Annotated in this window: 13 protein-coding genes; 9 read left to right on the top strand and 4 right to left on the bottom strand. The window is 65.5% G+C overall.

Translation table 11 applies throughout. The features are described 5' to 3' along the window. Positions 1–3: 3 nt before the first annotated feature. From H0X90_RS11210 to nadC, 4 genes are all read left to right on the top strand, one after another. Positions 4–1386 carry a mechanosensitive ion channel family protein gene (locus H0X90_RS11210; protein WP_077188804.1) on the top strand — a complete coding sequence of 461 codons (1383 nt, stop codon included), beginning with the start codon at positions 4–6 and terminating at the stop codon, positions 1384–1386. A gap of 215 nt (positions 1387–1601) precedes the next feature. Then, a complete protein-coding gene (locus tag H0X90_RS11205; RefSeq protein ID WP_006491832.1) occupies positions 1602–2798 on the top strand; it encodes an acyl-CoA desaturase in 1197 nt (398 codons plus the stop codon). Between the two features lie 254 nt (positions 2799–3052). After that, positions 3053–4189, top strand: a complete 1137-nt coding sequence (gene nadA, locus H0X90_RS11200) for a quinolinate synthase NadA (RefSeq protein ID WP_077188911.1) — start codon at positions 3053–3055, stop codon at positions 4187–4189. After that, positions 4186–5067: a carboxylating nicotinate-nucleotide diphosphorylase gene (nadC, locus tag H0X90_RS11195; protein ID WP_077188805.1), complete on the top strand. Its 882-nt coding sequence runs from the start codon at positions 4186–4188 to the stop codon at positions 5065–5067. Before nadA ends, nadC begins: the two co-directional genes overlap by 4 nt. A 95-nt stretch (positions 5068–5162) precedes the next feature. Here the strand turns inward: nadC and nadB are convergent, their stop codons facing one another. The 4 genes from nadB to radC all read right to left on the bottom strand — a co-directional run bounded on the left by nadB (position 5163) and on the right by radC (position 8348). After that, positions 5163–6749, bottom strand: a complete 1587-nt coding sequence (gene nadB, locus H0X90_RS11190) for an L-aspartate oxidase (protein WP_006488962.1) — start codon at positions 6747–6749, stop codon at positions 5163–5165. Between the two features lie 169 nt (positions 6750–6918). Further along, a complete protein-coding gene (gene rpmG / locus H0X90_RS11185) occupies positions 6919–7086 on the bottom strand; it encodes a 50S ribosomal protein L33 (protein WP_006478046.1) in 168 nt (55 codons plus the stop codon). Positions 7087–7103: 17 nt separating this feature from the next. After that, the gene (rpmB, locus tag H0X90_RS11180; RefSeq protein WP_004186391.1) at positions 7104–7337 is read right to left on the bottom strand and encodes a 50S ribosomal protein L28; all 234 of its coding nucleotides are present in this window, start codon (positions 7335–7337) and stop codon (positions 7104–7106) included. A 237-nt stretch (positions 7338–7574) separates the two neighbouring features. Then, positions 7575–8348, bottom strand: coding sequence for a DNA repair protein RadC (gene radC / locus H0X90_RS11175; protein ID WP_006496138.1), 774 nt, complete (start codon positions 8346–8348; stop codon positions 7575–7577). Positions 8349–8483: 135 nt separating this feature from the next. Here radC and H0X90_RS11170 point away from each other — a divergent pair, with 135 nt between their 5' ends. The 5 genes from H0X90_RS11170 (at position 8484) to H0X90_RS11150 (ending at position 13188) form a co-directional block, all read left to right on the top strand. After that, a complete protein-coding gene (locus tag H0X90_RS11170; protein WP_006496137.1) occupies positions 8484–8939 on the top strand; it encodes a peptidylprolyl isomerase in 456 nt (151 codons plus the stop codon). 2 nt (positions 8940–8941) lie between these two features. Continuing rightward, entirely contained in the window at positions 8942–9922 is a 981-nt protein-coding gene (gene ispH / locus H0X90_RS11165; RefSeq protein WP_006488968.1) for a 4-hydroxy-3-methylbut-2-enyl diphosphate reductase, read from the top strand. Between the two features lie 204 nt (positions 9923–10126). Continuing rightward, complete coding sequence (locus H0X90_RS11160) at positions 10127–10837, top strand: amino acid-binding protein (RefSeq protein WP_171984122.1); 711 nt, start codon at positions 10127–10129, stop codon at positions 10835–10837. A gap of 211 nt (positions 10838–11048) precedes the next feature. After that, positions 11049–11999, top strand: coding sequence for a branched-chain amino acid ABC transporter permease (locus tag H0X90_RS11155; protein WP_006488946.1), 951 nt, complete (start codon positions 11049–11051; stop codon positions 11997–11999). 19 nt (positions 12000–12018) lie between these two features. Beyond that, positions 12019–13188, top strand: a complete 1170-nt coding sequence (locus H0X90_RS11150; protein ID WP_006488940.1) for an ABC transporter ATP-binding protein — start codon at positions 12019–12021, stop codon at positions 13186–13188. The last annotated feature ends 14 nt before the right edge of the window (positions 13189–13202 follow it).

The following is a 13202-nucleotide window of genomic DNA, read 5'->3' as shown; positions in this document are numbered from 1 at the left end:
ACGATGGAGAACCTGCAGAGCCGCCTGCTGTCGCACCGGCTGGCCTCGGTGATTCGCGATTTCCACCAGCCGGTGATGATCTGGCAGGCGGCGATCCTCGTCGGTGCGCTGTGTTTCGCGTGGGTCGCCGCGCGCTTCGTGCACGGCCGGATCGATGCGCGGCGCCGGGCGGCCGGACGCGCGCCGGGCGCGGGCGCGCAAAGCCTCAAGCGCGCGTTGTTTCCGCTGTTCGGCAGCGTGTTCGTCGGCGGTGCGCAGCTCGCGTTCGACCCGTTCATGTCGACGTCGCTGCTGTCGCTCGCGCTCGTGCCGCTGTTCGGCATCGGGCTGATCTACGTGCTGTTCTTCTTCGCGCGGCGCGTGTTCGCGCGTGACGGCCACACGCACGCATGGCTGTCGATCGTCGAGAAGATCGTGTCGACCGTCGTGTGGGCCGCGATGGTGATGACCGTGCTCGGCATCCAGCGCGACGTGCTCGGCTGGCTCGACAGCGTGCAGTTCCGCGTCGCGACCGCGCACCTCACGCTGCTGTCGGTGATTTCCGGCGCGCTGTGGGTGTGCGTGACGCTGATGGTCGCGATGTGGCTCGGCTCGGTGCTCGAGGATCGCCTGTCGCGCGCGAGCACGCTCGACGCGAACCTGAAGGTCGTGCTGTCGCGGGTCGGCCGCGCGCTGCTCGTGTTCGCGGCGATCCTGATCGGGCTGTCGCTCGTCGGCATCGACGTGACGGTGCTCGGCGTGTTCGGCGGCGCGGTCGGCGTCGGCCTCGGGTTCGGGCTGCAGAAGATCGCCAGCAACTACGTGTCGGGCTTCATCATCCTGCTCGACCGCTCGCTGCGGCTCGGCGATGCGATCAGCGTCGGCGGGCTGCAGGGCGTGGTCACCCAGATCCGCACGCGCTACACGGTCGTGCGCGGCCTCGACGGCAACGAGACGCTGATCCCGAACGAGAAGCTGATCACCGACGTTGTGCAAAACCAGTCGTCGTACCTGACGCGCGGCTATGCGAAGGTGGCGGTGCAGGTGGCGTACACGAGCGACGTCGAGCAGGCGCTCGCGTTGCTCGCCGACGCGGCGAAGGACGTGCCGCGCGTGCTGGCCGAGCCGGCGCCCACCCCGTACCTCGTGAGTTTCGGCGCGGACGGGATCGACCTGGAGCTCGGCTTCTGGATCGAGGATTCGGCGAAGGGCACGTCGGGCGTGCGTTCGAGCGTGAACCGCAACATCTGGCGGCTCTTCAGCGAGCACGGGATTTCGATTCCGTTTCCGCAGCGCGAAGTGCGCGTGGTCGGGTTGCCGGACGGTTTCGCCGCGGCCGGCGTGGCGGCCGGGCACGATTCGGCCGCCGCCAACGGTGCGCTGGACGAGCGCGCGCCGGCCGCGTAGCGGGTGCGGGCGGTCAATCGTACCGATTCCGCGGTCGGAACCGGATCGCGGGCCTTTCCGAGTCCGGCCGTGGACCGCGCGGATTGCGTCAGGGCAAGAAAATATTCATTTTTTACAAAGACTTGGAACGGTTGAAGTAAAATTCTGGTCTACACGCGGTATGCTTTCATTCTTCTGACGCCGGTGCGGCGTCGCTCTCATCACAGGTAACTGCCTTGTTGAATTCCCTGCTCGATTTTCTTTCCCACGGGCTCCTGCATTTTTCGTGGTGGCAGGTCGCGCTGTTCGCGCTCGCCGTCACGCACGTCACGATCATCGGTGTGACGGTCTACCTGCATCGCTGCCAGGCGCACCGCGCGCTGGAGCTGCATCCGATCGCGAGCCACTTCTTCCGTCTCTGGCTGTGGATGACCACCGGCATGCTGACCGGCCAGTGGGCCGCGATTCACCGCAAGCACCATGCGAAGTGCGAGACCGAGGAAGATCCGCACAGCCCGCAGACGCGCGGCATCTGGAAGGTGTTCCTCGAGGGCGCCGAGCTGTATCGCGCGGAAGCGAAGAACGAAGAGACGATGCGCAAGTTCAGCCACGGCACGCCGAACGACTGGATCGAACGCAACCTCTACTCGAAGTACCCGATCCTCGGCGTGAGCCTGATGATGGTGATCGACGTCGCGCTGTTCGGCGTGCTCGGCCTGACCGTCTGGGCCGTGCAGATGGTGTGGATCCCGTTCTGGGCGGCTGGTGTCGTCAACGGCTTCGGTCACTTCTGGGGCTATCGCAACTTCAACTCGGCCGACGCGAGCACGAACCTGTTCCCGTGGGGCATCGTGATCGGCGGCGAAGAGCTGCACAACAACCACCACACGTTCGCGACGTCGGCGAAGCTGTCGAACAAGTGGTACGAGTTCGACATCGGCTGGATGTACATCCGCATCATGTCGGCCTTCGGTCTCGCGAAGGTGAAGAAGGTGGCGCCGACGCCGCGCCTGAACAAGCCGAAGACGGTGCTCGATCAGGAAACGCTGCAGGCCGTGCTGTCGAACCGCTACGAAGTGATGGCGAGCTACGGCAAGGCCGTGAAGCGTGCGTACCGCCAGGAGCTCGCGCACCTGAAGGAACTCGGTTCGAGCGAGAAGTACCAGTTGATGCGCGGTGCCCGCAAGTGGTTCCACAAGGACGCCGACGGTCTCGACGAGCCGCAGAAGAAGCTGCTGCCGGAAATCTTCGCGAACAGCCAGAAGCTGCATACGTACTTCCAGCTGCGCCAGGATCTGGCCGCGATCTGGGATCGTTCGACCGCGTCGCGCGAACAGCTTCTCGCGCAATTGCAGGATTGGTGTCATCGCGCAGAACAAAGCGGCATCAAGGCGCTGCAGGAATTCGCGACGCGCCTGCGTCGCTACGCCTGATTCGAAATCGATTAGAATCTCAGGACGTCACAAACCCCGCGTTGGCGGGGTTTTTTCATTTGGGCCGCCGGTTTTTGACGCGCGTCGGCGGGCCGGGATTTGTCTGACGCTTGGGGCCGTGGCGGGTGGTGTCCCGGGGCGAATGAAAGGGATGGGATCGGGGCAGGCGCGAACGCGCCAACGCCGATCGACCGCGTAGCATGGGATCAGGGTAAGCGCTCAAGCGCCAACGCTGATCGACAGGAGATATGGAGATGCAATCGACGATCAAACCCGTCGAGTACGACCGGCCCGTCGCAGCCGGGACCGTGTGCGGCGTGGGGCAGGCATGGGCCAAGGTGCCCGATGCGCCGTCCGCCGAGGAGCGCGCTGCGCTGAAAGCACGCATCAAGGCGTTGCTCGCCCGTGAAAAGGCCGTGCTGGTCGCCCACTACTACGTGGACGCCGAACTGCAGGAACTGGCCGACGAAACGGGCGGCTGCGTGGCGGATTCGCTCGAAATGGCCCGCTTCGGCCGCGATCACGACGCGCAGACGCTGGTCGTCGCCGGCGTGCGCTTCATGGGCGAAACCGCGAAGATCCTGAGCCCGAACAAACGGATCCTGATGCCCGATCTCGACGCGACCTGCTCGCTCGACCTCGGTTGCCCGGTCGACGAATTCTCGGCGTTCTGCGATGCGCATCCCGACCGTACCGTCGTCGTCTACGCGAACACCAGCGCGGCCGTGAAGGCGCGCGCGGACTGGATGGTCACGTCGTCGATCGGCCTCGAGATCGTGGCCGACCTGCACGCGCGCGGCGAAAAGATCATCTGGGCGCCGGACCGCCATCTCGGCAGCTACATCCAGAAGAAAACCGGCGCGGACATGCTGCTGTGGCAGGGCTCGTGCCTCGTCCACGACGAGTTCAAGGGCATCGAGCTCGACCTGCTGCGCGCCGAATATCCGGACGCGAAGGTGCTCGTCCATCCCGAGTCGCCGGAAAACGTCGTGGCGCAGGCCGATGTCGTCGGCTCGACCACGCAGCTGATCGACGCGGCCGTCAAGTTCGACGCGACCCGCTTCATCGTCGCGACCGATCTCGGCATCCTGCACAAGATGCAGCTTGCCGCGCCCGGCAAGACCTTCATCGCCGCGCCGACGGCCGGCAACAGCGCGACCTGCAAGAGCTGCGCGCATTGCCCGTGGATGGCGATGAACGGCCTCGCGAACCTCGCCGACGTGCTCGAACGCGGTCACAACGAGATCTTCGTCGATCCCGCGATCGGCGAGCGCGCGCGTTTGCCGATCAACCGGATGCTCGAATTCGCGGCTGCGCACAAGAAGCGCGTGCAGGCGAGCGGCGACTTGCAGCGCGACCAGCAATTGTTCGCGAACGTGGGGGCCGCATGAGCAACGCCGTATCCCCGCTGTTCCAAGCCGTCCGCGCGCAGTATGGCGCGGCATTCGACGAAGCGATCGCGCGCAACGTGGCCGATGCGATCGCCGAAGACGTCGGTGCCGGCGACCAGACCGGGCGGCTCGTGCCGGCCGGCGAGCACCGCCGCGCGCGGATCATCGTGCGCGAGGAAGCCGTGCTGTGCGGCGTACCGTGGTTCGAGGCCGTGATCGCACGGATCGATCCGTCGATCGTCGTGCAATGGCGCTATCGCGAAGGCGACCGGATGACGGCCGATTCGACCGTCTGCGAACTCGAAGGGCCGGCACGCGCGCTGCTGACGGCCGAGCGCAACGGGCTGAACTTCCTGCAGTTGCTGTCGGGCGTCGCGACGGCGACGCGCCGTTACGTCGATCGCGTCGAAGGCACGCGCGCGAAGATCCTCGATACGCGCAAGACGTTGCCGGGGCTGCGGCTCGCGCAGAAGTACGCGGTCCGGGTCGGCGGCGGCGAGAACCAGCGTCTCGCGCTGTACGACGGCATCCTGATCAAGGAGAACCACATCGCGGCGGCAGGCGGTGTCGGCGAGGCGCTCGATGCGGCGTTCGCGCTGGAATCGGGCGTGCCGGTGCAGGTCGAAGTCGAGACGCTCGCGCAGCTCGACACGGCGCTCGCGCACGGCGCGCAGTCGGTGCTGCTCGACAACTTCACGCTCGACATGATGCGCGAAGCGGTGCGCGTGGCGGATGGCAAGGCCGTGCTCGAAGTCTCGGGCGGCGTCAATTTCGAGACGGTGCGCACGTTCGCGGAGACGGGCGTCGATCGCATCTCGATCGGCGCGCTGACGAAGGATGTGCGGGCGACCGATTATTCGATGCGGATCGTCGACTGACCGAACATCATCCGATCAGACAAAAAGCCGTTGGCGCGCAGGCGCCAACGGCTTTTTTCTTGTGCTGCTGCGGCCGCGGAAGGGCGGCGCGCTGCTCAGCGGCGCACGCGCGGCGTGAGCACGCTCGGCAATGCTTTCGGCAGCGTATGCGGCCAGTCGCGGCTGTAGTGCAGCCCGCGGCTTTCGCGGCGCGAGTGCGCGCTTTTCACGATCAGCGTTGCCACGTCGACGAGGTTGCGCAGTTCGAGCAGATCGCGCGTCACGCGGAAGTTCGCGTAGTACTCGTGGATCTCGTCGCGCAGCAGCGACAGGCGATGTTTCGCGCGCTCGAGGCGCTTGTCGGTGCGCACGATGCCGACGTAGTTCCACATCAGGCGGCGCAGTTCGTCCCAGTTGTGGGCCACGACGACTTCCTCGTCCGCGTCCGACACGCGGCTTTCGTCCCACGCGGGCAGCGCGGCCGGCGTGTCGGCGTCGAAGCCGGCCGCCTCGATCGCCTCGGCTGCCGCGCGGCCGATCACCAGACATTCGAGCAGCGAGTTGCTCGCGAGCCGGTTCGCGCCGTGCAGCCCCGTGTACGAGGTTTCGCCGACCGCGTACAGGCCGGCGAGGTCGGTGCGTCCGGCGAGATCGGTGACGACCCCGCCGCACGTATAGTGCGCGGCCGGCACGACCGGGATCGGTTCTTTCGCGATGTCGATGCCGAATTCGAGGCAGCGCGCATGGATCGTCGGGAAATGTTCGCGCAGGAACGCTTCCGGCTGATGGCTGATGTCGAGATACACGCAGTCGATCCCGCGCTTCTTGATCTCGAAGTCGATCGCGCGCGCGACGATGTCGCGCGGCGCGAGTTCGGCGCGCGGATCGTGCGACGGCATGAAGCGCGTGCCGTCAGGCAGCTTCAGCAGGCCGCCTTCGCCGCGCACGGCTTCCGAAATCAGGAACGATTTCGCGTACGGATGGAACAGGCAGGTCGGGTGGAACTGGATGAATTCCATGTTCGACACGCGGCAGCCGGCACGCCACGCCATCGCGATGCCGTCGCCGGTCGCGGTGTCGGGGTTCGTCGTGTACAGGTAGACCTTGCCGGCGCCGCCGGTGGCGAGCACCGTGTGCGGCGCCTCGATCGTGATCGTGCGGTCGTTGTCGACGTCGAGTGCATACAGGCCGTGGCAGCGGCGGCCGGGCAGGCCGAGCCGATCCGACGTGATCAGGTCGATCGCGTGATGATTTTCGAAGAACGTGATGTTCGGATGCTGGCGCGCGCGCGCCGACAGCGTCGCGAGCACCGCATGGCCGGTCGCATCGGCCGCATGGATGATCCGGCGATGGCTGTGGCCGCCTTCGCGCGTCAGGTGAAAGCCGAGTTCGGCCGCGTCGTCCTTCGTGAACGGCACGCCTTGCGAGATCAGCCATTCGATGGCTTCGCGGCCGTGCTCGACGATGTAGCGCGTCGCGCCTTCGTCGCAGAGGCCGCCCCCGGCGACCAGCGTGTCGTCGACGTGGTTCTCGATGCTGTCCGCCGAGTCGAGGACCGCCGCGATGCCGCCCTGCGCGTTATCGCTCGCCCCCTCCATCATCGAACGTTTCGCGATCAGCGCGACACGTCGCGTGCTGGCCAGATTGAGTGCGACCGACAGCCCTGCCAGGCCGCTGCCGACGATCGCCACGTCGAATTTCATGCTGCATCTCCATCGTTACGCTTTTGATCTTGCGTTCCGTCGACCGCGGCCGCGGAAAGGGGAGAGCATACCGCGTCGGGCTCACGCGTGCGCGCAAAAACCGCGCAAAACAAAAAGCCCCGCATGTGCGGGGCTTTTCGGTCGCCGTCAGGCTGGCAGAAACCGGAGATTACTTGATCTTGGTTTCTTTGTATTCAACGTGCTTGCGGACGACGGGATCGAACTTCTTGATCGCCATCTTTTCCGGCATGTTGCGCTTGTTCTTCGTGGTCGTGTAGAAGTGACCCGTACCAGCGGTCGACTCGAGCTTGATCTTGTCGCGGGCGCCTTTTGCCATGATTGTGCTCCTTGGGCTTAGGCTTCGCCGCGTGCGCGCAGGTCAGCGAGCACGGAATCGATGCCGTTCTTGTCGATCAGGCGCAGGCCGGCGTTCGAGACGCGCAGGCGCACCCAGCGGTTTTCGCTCTCAACCCAGAACCGGCGGTTCTGCAGGTTCGGGAGGAAGCGACGCTTCGTCTTGTTGTTGGCGTGGGAAACGTTGTTGCCGCTCATCGGCGCTTTCCCAGTTACTTGGCATACGCGTGCCATGAGAGCACTCCTAATACGCTAAATTCGGGGTTCGATCGCCGGTGAAGGTTCCATCGCACCGCCACGTGATCCATGGCTGCACTCAGAACGCCGTAGCCCTTACAGACAAGGCCCTTCGATGGCTAGAACTGGTTGGAAAAAAGACAGACGACGATTCTAGCAGAAAAAGTTCAGAAAAATCAAACCCAATTTCGCTTCGTCGTTGCGGCGCCCTGGGACGGGCCGCCGCGCCACAGTCTACAGCCAACCGGCCCGCGCGAACGAGAAAGTATCGCTGACCCCGACGACGACGTGATCGAGCAGCCGCACGTCGACGAGCTCGAGCGCGTCTTTCAGCACGCGGGTCAGGCGGCGGTCTTCCGCGCTCGGCTGTACCGCGCCCGACGGATGATTGTGCGCGACGATCAGCGCCGCGGCGTTGTGCTTCATCGCGCGGCGCACGATCTCGCGCGGATAGACGGCCATGCGGGTGAGCGAGCCGCGCGCGATTTCCTCCATGTCGATCAGACGGTTGCGCGCATCCAGATAGACCGCGATGAACACTTCGTACTGGCGCGTGCCGATCTTCAGTCGCAAGCAATCCTCGACCGCGCCGGGCGAGTCGATCGGCATCCGTTCTTCCGCTTTCTCCACCAGCATGCGCCGCGCGATCTCGGTGACCGCGACGAGCCGCGCGGAGCGTGCGGGGCCGATGCCGGGGTACGCCTCGAAATCGTCGGCGCTCGCTTCGAGCAGCCCGCGCAACGTGCCGAACTGCTCGACCAGTGCGCGGGCGGTGACGAAGACGTCGTGACCGGGCTTGCCGGTGCCGAGCAGCAGCGCGATCAGCTCGTCGTCGGTCAGCGCGGCCGGCCCGCGCTCCAGCAATCGCTCGCGTGGCCGCTCGGGCCGCCAGTCGCCCGGGCGGCGCCTGCGCCGGTTGATCGGGATCACGCGGCCGGGCGGATCGGCCGGCGTGTCGGCGGTGTCGCGGCATTCGGCCGGCGGCACGATGAGGCAGGGTGACAGCATGGTCGGAACTCCATTGGCGGCGGGCGGCGTGCGCAACGTCGTCGCACTTTCCGCCTTGCACGCTCAGGTGACTTACAATATTGGCTTTGCGCCGGGCCATTCGGCCGTAGCGGGCGCCGACTGAACGAGTAATTCATGAGCCTCATCGATCTATCCGAAGTGAAGCCCGGTTCCCACGTCACGTTGCATTACCGGCTGGCACTGGCCGACGGCGCCGACATCGTCAACACCTTCTCGGACAAGCCGGCCACGCTGTTGCTGGGCGCGGGGCAGCTGGCGCCGTCGCTGGAACAGATTCTGCTCGGGCTCCGGGTCGGTGACCATTCGACTTTTCAGCTAGCCCCCGATCAGGGGTTCGGCCCCCGCAATCCCGACATGCTCCAGCGCGTGACGCTGGCGACGCTGCGCGAGAACGGGATGGTCGGCGACGATTTCACGCCGGGCGAACTCATCGAGTTCAACGCACCGGATGGCGGTCGCTACGCGGGGGTGCTGAAGGAAGTCAGCGAGACCTCGGCGCTGTTCGACTTCAATCATCCGCTCGCGGGCCAGGCGCTCACGTTCGAAGTGAAAATCATCGGAATCCTGTAATCATGAGTACCACCGATACGCTGTCCGGGCAGACCGTCGCCGCCGACGCCGAAATCCTGCTGGCCCAGCCGCGCGGTTTCTGCGCGGGTGTCGATCGCGCGATCGAGATCGTCGAGCGCGCCATCGCGATGCACGGTGCGCCGATCTACGTGCGTCACGAAATCGTCCACAACAAGTACGTGGTCGAGGATCTGAAAAAGAAGGGCGCGATCTTCGTCGAGGAACTCGAGGAAGTGCCGGCCGGCAACACCGTGATCTTCAGTGCGCATGGCGTGTCGAAGGCCGTGCGCGACGAGGCCGACGTGCGCGGGCTGCGCATTTACGACGCTACCTGCCCGCTCGTCACGAAGGTGCACGTCGAAGTGGCGAAGATGCGCCAGGACGGCGTCGACATCGTGATGATCGGCCACAAGGGCCATCCCGAAGTCGAAGGCACGATGGGCCAGGTCGAGCGCGGCATGCACCTCGTCGAAAGTGTCGAGGACGTGCAGAAGCTCGAGCTCGCCGATCCCGAGCGCATCGCGCTCGTCACGCAGACGACGCTGTCCGTTGACGACGCGGCCGAGATCATCGGCGCGCTGAAGGCAAAGTATCCGAAGATCCGCGAGCCGAAGAAGCAGGACATCTGCTACGCGACGCAGAACCGCCAGGACGCGGTGAAGTTCATGGCGCCGCAATGCGATGTCGTGATCGTGGTCGGTAGTCCGAACAGCTCGAACTCGAGCCGGCTGCGCGAAGTGGCCGAGAAGCGCGGCGTGGCCGCGTACATGGTCGATGCACCGGACCAGATCGATCCGGCGTGGGTCGCAGGCAAGCGCCGCATCGGCGTGACGGCCGGTGCGTCGGCGCCCGAGGTGCTCGCCCAGGCCGTGATCGCGCGGCTGCGCGAGCTCGGCGTGCGCAACGTCCGCGCACTCGACGGCATCGAGGAAAACGTGTCGTTTCCGCTGCCGCGCGGGTTGAACCTGCCGCCCGCCGCCTGATTGCCGCATCGCACCCGCGGAACACCGAAGCGCGCCTCCCGGCGCGCTTTTTTTTGGTGTCTCGAAATTGTAGTCGCAACCATTATTCCCAATCATGGTGCAACCCGGTTGCTCCCGCCTCATCCAATCGTTTCTCAAAATTGGTTGCAATGCAGGAAAACCCCATCGAATCAGGATTATTGGCGTCCTATAAATGGAGTTACAATGCGCCCGTTTTCAAGCCGGAATGGCTTTGAAATCGGGTTTTGGCAAGGCGCGGGAGACCATTCAATGCATGTGAAGTTGGCTTACGCCGTGTCCGTCGCCGCGCCGGTTGCAATGCTTGCCGGCTGCAGCAAAAAGAGCGACGACGGGGCGGGCAGGGACGCTGCGGTAATCGCGGCATCATCGGCCAGCGGCGTGCGCGTCGCCGGAGCCGGACGTGCGGCGCCATCGGCGCGCCGTATCGCGCAACTGGGCAGGGACAAGGAAAACGGGGCAGGTTTGACGATCGAGGACATCAACGCGCTTGGCCTGACGACGGGCCGGGCAGCGGGCATGCAGACTGCGTCGCGGCGAGCCGCCGGTCGACGGATGCCGGACGATCGCGGCGTTGCCGGCAGCGTGCCGAAGCCACTGTCCCCCCTTCAATTCGATTCGACGAAACAGCGCGCCGCCGCGACCGACCGTGTCGTGACGCGCAGTCTGGTTCGTACGATGGATTCCGATGCAGTCCTGACGAAAGTCGGGCGCGACTGCCGCAACGCCCTGCCGGGCGACGCGGCGCGGAATCCGATCCGTCCGGGCGCGCTGCTTGCGCGGCGCCGGACGGGCCAAGGCACGGATGCCGGGAAACCGGACGACGGCCGTCTCGGCATGCTGCCCCACGACTTCAAGGAGGCCACGAACACCGTCCTCGATGTCGTGACGATTTAGCGACGGGACTCATGACGGCACCGGAACAGTGCGGTGCCGTTTTTGTATCCGCTCCGGCGGCAGGTCCGGCTGTACAGGCCGGGCGGCGCGCGCCGGGACGATCCACCCTTACCGGTATCGACTAGTACCCGCAGTGTCGCCGAGAAGGCGCGATTCCTCGCTTACCCGCGGGGCGCAACGTCCTCCGGCAGCACGGGCCAAGGAGCTTTAAATGGATATTTTCGTCCAGCAGGTTCTCAACGGGCTGGTGCTCGGCAGTGTGTACGCCATCATCGCGTTGGGATACACGATGGTGTACGGCATTCTCGGCATCATCAACTTCGCGCACGGCGACGTGCTGATGATCGGCGCGATGGTCGCGCTGTCGGCCATCACCGTGCTGCAGAACCACTTTCCCGGACTCGGCAACGTCGCGACGCTGACGATCGGCCTGGGCATCGCCGCGGTCGTCTGTGCGTTCGTCGGCTTCACGATCGAACGCGTCGCGTACCGGCCGCTGCGCCGCGCGCCGCGTCTCGCGCCGCTGATCACCGCGATCGGCGTGTCGATCCTGCTGCAGACGGCTGCGATGATCATCTGGTCGCGCAACCCGCTGCCGTTCCCGCAATTGCTGCCGACCGACCCGATCAACGTGATCAAGGCGACCGACACGACGCCCGGCGCCGTGATCTCGGTCACGGAAATCGTGATCATCGCGGTCGCGTTCATCGTGATGGGCGGCCTGCTGCTGCTCGTGCACAAGACCAAGCTCGGCCGCGCGATGCGCGCGATCGCCGAAAGCCCGAATACGGCAAGCCTGATGGGCGTGAACCCGAACTTCGTGATCTCGGCGACGTTCATGATCGGCTCCGCGCTCGCCGCGCTGGCCGGCGTGATGATCGCGTCCGAATACGGCAACGTGCACTTCTACATGGGCTTCATCCCCGGCATGAAGGCGTTTACCGCGGCGGTGCTCGGCGGGATCGGCAACCTCGGCGGCGCGATGGTCGGCGGCGTGCTGCTCGGCCTGATCGAGCAGCTCGGGGCCGGCTACATCGGCAACCTCACGGGTGGCGTATTCGGCAGCAACTACCAGGACGTGTTCGCCTTCATCGTGCTGATCATCGTGCTGGTGTTCCGTCCGTCGGGCCTGCTGGGCGAACGTGTCGCGGACCGCGCGTAACGGAAGGGGAGCAAACAACATGACATCCATTCAACCGATCGAATCGTCGACGTCGCTGGTCGAAGAGCGCAACACCGCCAAGACCGTCGTCATCGGCCTCCTCACTGCTGTCCTCGTGATCGCCGCGCCGATCGTGATCGGCTCGGCCGGCGGCAACTACTGGGTCCGCGTGCTCGACTTCGCGATGCTGTACGTGATGCTCGCGCTGGGCCTGAACGTGGTGGTCGGCTTCGCCGGCCTGCTCGACCTGGGCTACATCGCGTTCTACGCGGTGGGCGCCTACACGGCGGCGCTGCTGAGCTCGCCGCACCTGACCTCGCAGTTCGAGTGGATCGCGGCGCTCGCGCCGAACGGCCTGCACGTGCCGTTCCTGCTGATCGTGCCGATCGCGATGGCGCTGGCGGCGACCTTCGGGATCCTGCTCGGCGCGCCGACGCTGCGCCTGCGCGGCGACTACCTGGCGATCGTCACGCTCGGCTTCGGTGAAATCGTCCGGATCTTCATGAACAACCTCGACCGTCCGGTGAACATCACCAACGGCCCGAAGGGGATCACGGGCATCGATCCGGTGCACGTCGGCGGCTTCAACCTGTCGCAGACGCATACGCTGTTCGGCTTCCAGCTGCCGTCGGTGTACATGTACTACTACCTGTTCGTGCTCTGCTCGCTGCTGGTGATCTGGGTGTGTACGCGTCTGCAGCACTCGCGTATCGGCCGCGCGTGGGCCGCGATCCGCGAAGACGAAATCGCCGCGAAGGCGATGGGCATCAACACCCGTAACGTGAAGCTGCTCGCGTTCGCGATGGGCGCTTCGTTCGGCGGCCTGTCGGGCTCGATGTTCGGCGCGTTCCAGGGCTTCGTGTCGCCCGAGTCGTTCACGTTCTGGGAATCGATCGTCGTGCTCGCCTGCGTGGTGCTCGGCGGCATGGGCCACATCCCGGGCGTGATCCTGGGCGCGGTGCTGCTCGCGATCTTCCCGGAATTCCTGCGCTCGACGATGAGCCCGCTGCAGCACGCGCTGTTCGGTCACGACATCGTCGATACCGAAGTGATCCGTCAGGCGCTGTACGGCCTCGCGATGGTGATCATCATGCTGTACCGCTCGGAAGGCCTGTGGCCCGCGCCGAAGCATGAGGACAAGATCGCGAAACTGGCGAAGCGCAACAGCAAGAAGCCGGTGCGCGCTTAACCTACGGACAAGGG

It is taken from the genome of Burkholderia sp. 9775_39 (genome assembly GCF_015712225.1).
Classification (GTDB): Bacteria; Pseudomonadota; Gammaproteobacteria; order Burkholderiales; family Burkholderiaceae; genus Burkholderia; species Burkholderia cenocepacia.
The sequence above is the reverse complement of the archived record's forward strand: the minus strand, read 5'-3'. Positions and strand labels throughout refer to the sequence as shown.

What these genes read in the sequence shown, in the direction of transcription:
- rpmG (WP_006478046.1), bottom strand. Translation starts at nt 7,086, where the DNA reads ATGGCAAAAGGCGCCCGCGACAAGATCAAGCTCGAGTCGACCGCTGGT.
- nadC (WP_077188805.1), top strand. Translation starts at nt 4,186, where the DNA reads ATGAGCAACGCCGTATCCCCGCTGTTCCAAGCCGTCCGCGCGCAGTAT.
- radC (WP_006496138.1), bottom strand. Translation starts at nt 8,348, where the DNA reads ATGCTGTCACCCTGCCTCATCGTGCCGCCGGCCGAATGCCGCGACACC.
- ispH (WP_006488968.1), top strand. Translation starts at nt 8,942, where the DNA reads ATGAGTACCACCGATACGCTGTCCGGGCAGACCGTCGCCGCCGACGCC.
- H0X90_RS11155 (WP_006488946.1), top strand. Translation starts at nt 11,049, where the DNA reads ATGGATATTTTCGTCCAGCAGGTTCTCAACGGGCTGGTGCTCGGCAGT.
- rpmB (WP_004186391.1), bottom strand. Translation starts at nt 7,337, where the DNA reads ATGGCACGCGTATGCCAAGTAACTGGGAAAGCGCCGATGAGCGGCAAC.
- nadB (WP_006488962.1), bottom strand. Translation starts at nt 6,749, where the DNA reads ATGAAATTCGACGTGGCGATCGTCGGCAGCGGCCTGGCAGGGCTGTCG.
- H0X90_RS11210 (WP_077188804.1), top strand. Translation starts at nt 4, where the DNA reads ATGGAGAACCTGCAGAGCCGCCTGCTGTCGCACCGGCTGGCCTCGGTG.
- H0X90_RS11150 (WP_006488940.1), top strand. Translation starts at nt 12,019, where the DNA reads ATGACATCCATTCAACCGATCGAATCGTCGACGTCGCTGGTCGAAGAG.
- nadA (WP_077188911.1), top strand. Translation starts at nt 3,053, where the DNA reads ATGCAATCGACGATCAAACCCGTCGAGTACGACCGGCCCGTCGCAGCC.
- H0X90_RS11160 (WP_171984122.1), top strand. Translation starts at nt 10,127, where the DNA reads ATGCGCCCGTTTTCAAGCCGGAATGGCTTTGAAATCGGGTTTTGGCAA.
- H0X90_RS11170 (WP_006496137.1), top strand. Translation starts at nt 8,484, where the DNA reads ATGAGCCTCATCGATCTATCCGAAGTGAAGCCCGGTTCCCACGTCACG.